This window comes from Bradyrhizobium sp. (assembly GCF_036009065.1).
Classification (GTDB): domain Bacteria; phylum Pseudomonadota; class Alphaproteobacteria; order Rhizobiales; family Xanthobacteraceae; genus Bradyrhizobium.
The window spans coordinates 1-3048 of sequence record NZ_DASYMN010000370.1; the positions used below are offsets into that span (position 1 = coordinate 1).

Genomic DNA, 3048 nt, shown 5'->3' on the forward strand with positions numbered 1-3048 from the left:
GGTGGTGATCACGATCTACGCCGATCGTTCCTTCACCTTCGAGATGAAGACGCCGCCGATGTCCTACTTCCTCAAGCAGGCCGCGAAAATCCAGTCCGGCTCCAAGGCGCCGGGCCGCGACAAGGCCGGCAAGGTGACCTCGGCACAGGTGCGCGAAATCGCCGAGAAGAAGATGAAGGATCTCAATTGCGACACCGTCGAGTCGGCCATGAAGATGGTCGAGGGCTCCGCCCGTTCGATGGGTCTTGAAGTTGCGGGGTAACGGACCATGGCAATCGGAAAACGTTTGACGAAGGCCCGCGAGGGCGTGAACCGCGAAAAGCTCTATCCCTTGGCGGAAGCCATCAAGATGGTGAAGGAGCGGGCGAAATCGAAGTTCGACGAAACTATCGAGATCGCGATCAACCTTGGCGTCGATCCGCGCCACGCCGACCAGATGGTGCGCGGCGTGGTGACGCTGCCGAACGGCACCGGCCGCACGCTGCGGGTCGGCGTGTTTGCCCGCGGCGCCAAGGCCGAGGAGGCCAAGGCCGCCGGCGCCGACGTGGTCGGTGCCGAAGACCTGGTGGAGAGGGTTCAGGGCGGCAACATCGATTTCGATCGATGTATCGCAACCCCGGACATGATGCCGCTGGTCGGCCGGTTGGGTAAGGTGCTTGGGCCCCGAGGCATGATGCCGAACCCGAAGATCGGCACGGTGACGATGGACGTCACGACCGCCGTGAAGGGCGCCAAGGGCGGCTCGGTCGAATTCCGTGTCGAGAAGGCAGGCATCGTGCAGGCCGGCGTCGGCAAGGCGTCGTTCACCGAAGAGAAGCTGGTGCAGAACATCAAGGCGCTTGCGGACGCGGTAGCCAAGGCAAAACCCGCGGGCGCCAAGGGCACCTACATCCAGCGCGTCGCGGTGTCCTCGACCATGGGACCGGGCGTAAAGGTCGAACCGGCCAGCCTCAGCCTCGTCGGCAACGCCGGCGGGACCTGAGCCAAGCGCCTCGTCACGGCGCGTGAAGCGAACCAGGGGCGGAATCGGGATACCGGTTTCGCCCCTTTGATTAAGTGATGCCCTATCCATCCGTCATGCCCGGGCTTGTCCCGGGCATCCACGTCTTTAAGACGCCAAGCAAGAAAGACGTGGATGGCCGGGACGAGCCTGGCCATGACGAGGAAAGAAAGACATGCCCGAGAAAGTCCTGATCTATTCGCGCTTCCCCAAGGCGATGGTGCTGCGCATCGGGCAGCGTTACGACCTGATGGACGCCGCAGGAAAGCCGCCGAATGAAATGTTCGCGGCCGATCAACTCGCAGGCGTCCGCGCGATGATCACGGCCGGCGGCACGCCGCTCGGCGCTGACGCGATGGATTCGATGCCGGCGCTGCAGGCGATCGTCTGTTACGGCACGGGCTATGACGGCATCGACCTTGCCGCCGCTGCGAGCCGGAAGATTGCCGTTGCCAACAGCCCCGCGGCAAACGCGTCGTCGGTCTCCGATATCGCGATGATGCTGATGCTGGCGGTGACGCGGCGGTTGTTGCCTGCCGACGATTATGTGCGCAGCGGAAACTGGTCGGCGGCCAAACCGTCGCCCTTGATGAAGTCGCAGCCCGGCAATGCCGGCCGCCGAATCGGCGTCTACGGCATGGGCGAGATCGGCCGCCGGATTGCGGCGAGGGCGGCGGCGTTCGAGATGGATGTGGCGTATTACAGCCGCAGCAAGCACGACGTGCCGTACCGATACCTGCCGAGCCTCGAAGCGCTGGTGCAATGGTGCAGCGTGCTGATGATTGCGGTGCGCGCCGGCGCCGACACCCAGCACGCGATCGATGCCGGGATGCTGCGAAAACTCGGTCCGGACGGTTACATCGTCAACATTTCGCGCGGCTCGGTGATCGACCAGCAGGCGCTGGTCGCGGCGCTGGCCGACAAGACCATCGCAGGCGCGGGTCTCGATGTATACGAGAAGGAACCGCATCCGCCGGACGCGCTGACTGCGTTTCCCAACGTCGTGCTGACGCCGCATATCGGCGGCCACACCGTCGAATCGCACACCGCGATGCAGGACTGCGTGATGGCCAATCTGGACGCGTTCTTTGCCGGGAAACGGCTGCCGTATCCGGTGACATTAATGGCGTAGCCCGTATGAGCCAACGGGTCGCGCGAATGCGCGCCCGAGGGCGACGTACGAGAGCGGCAGGTCCCGGATGTCGCTTCGCTCATCGCGGACTACGGATCGGCAAAAAACCCCTTGGCAAGCCGGCCGAGACTCGCTAAACAGCGGCTTCCGGGCGTGCTGGCCGTTGCTGGCAGGTCTGTGCTCGCATTCCGAAAACCCGATTCGCTAGGAGGCCATTCCTTTCAGGACATCCGCATGGATTGCTCGAAAGGAAGGAAACCTTATCGCCTTGGGGAATACGGGCAGGGGCCGCCGGCTTAGCCGTTGGCCTCGATCCTGTCCAAGACTGCAGGCGCCCGCGGTGAGATGCAAATCTCTTCAACGGCTTAATCGCATGGCCTGCACAGACGGGTGAAGACCGGATTTTGCTGTTCGCCGCATTTGTGGCGTGCAGTGGATTGGGTTCGAACCTCGACACCCCGCGCCCAATTGGGTTCGGGAGGGCAGGCTTTTCAAATGTCGTCTTGCCCGGCTGTCCGACAGACCGAAGTGTCTTGAGGCCAGGTTTTGGGTAGGACGATGGGTGTAACCCGGCGGCCCTGCTCAGGTAGCAAAGGCCGCCTAGGAAGAAAGAGCTTGCTGTGGAAAAAGCGGCAAAAAAAGAGGCGGTCGAAGCGCTGAACGGTCTGTTCAAGACCACCGGCGTTGCGGTCGTGGCTCATTATTCCGGCCTTACCGTAGTCCAGATGCAGAAGCTGCGTTCGCAGATGAAGCAGGCGGGCGCGTCGGTGAAGGTCTCGAAGAACCGTCTCGCCAAAATTGCTCTTGAAGGCACGGACGTCGTTGCCATCGGCTCGCTGCTCAAGGGGCCGACCGTGATCGCGACTTCAAACGATCCGGTGGCGGCGCCGAAGGTTGCCGTCGAATTCGCCAAGAC

3 protein-coding genes and 1 pseudogene are annotated in these 3048 nt (G+C 63.0%); all 4 read left to right on the plus strand.

Going from position 1 to position 3048, the window contains the following annotated elements:
* Nucleotides 1–262: pseudogene (locus VGP39_RS22435) on the plus strand (50S ribosomal protein L11); the annotation flags it as partial.
* Between the two features lie 6 nt (nucleotides 263–268).
* Nucleotides 269–982 (plus strand): 50S ribosomal protein L1, encoded by a 714-nt coding sequence (gene rplA / locus VGP39_RS22440; RefSeq protein WP_327570288.1) that lies wholly within the window; start codon nucleotides 269–271, stop codon nucleotides 980–982.
* 193 nt (nucleotides 983–1175) lie between these two features.
* The gene (locus tag VGP39_RS22445) at nucleotides 1176–2132 is read left to right on the plus strand and encodes a 2-hydroxyacid dehydrogenase (protein ID WP_327570289.1); all 957 of its coding nucleotides are present in this window, start codon (nucleotides 1176–1178) and stop codon (nucleotides 2130–2132) included.
* Nucleotides 2133–2752: 620 nt separating this feature from the next.
* Nucleotides 2753–3048 (plus strand): 50S ribosomal protein L10 (gene rplJ / locus VGP39_RS22450; RefSeq protein WP_327570290.1); only part of this gene is annotated, 296 nt, incomplete at its 3' end.

What these genes read in the sequence shown, in the direction of transcription:
- rplA (WP_327570288.1), top strand. Translation starts at nt 269, where the DNA reads ATGGCAATCGGAAAACGTTTGACGAAGGCCCGCGAGGGCGTGAACCGC.
- VGP39_RS22445 (WP_327570289.1), top strand. Translation starts at nt 1,176, where the DNA reads ATGCCCGAGAAAGTCCTGATCTATTCGCGCTTCCCCAAGGCGATGGTG.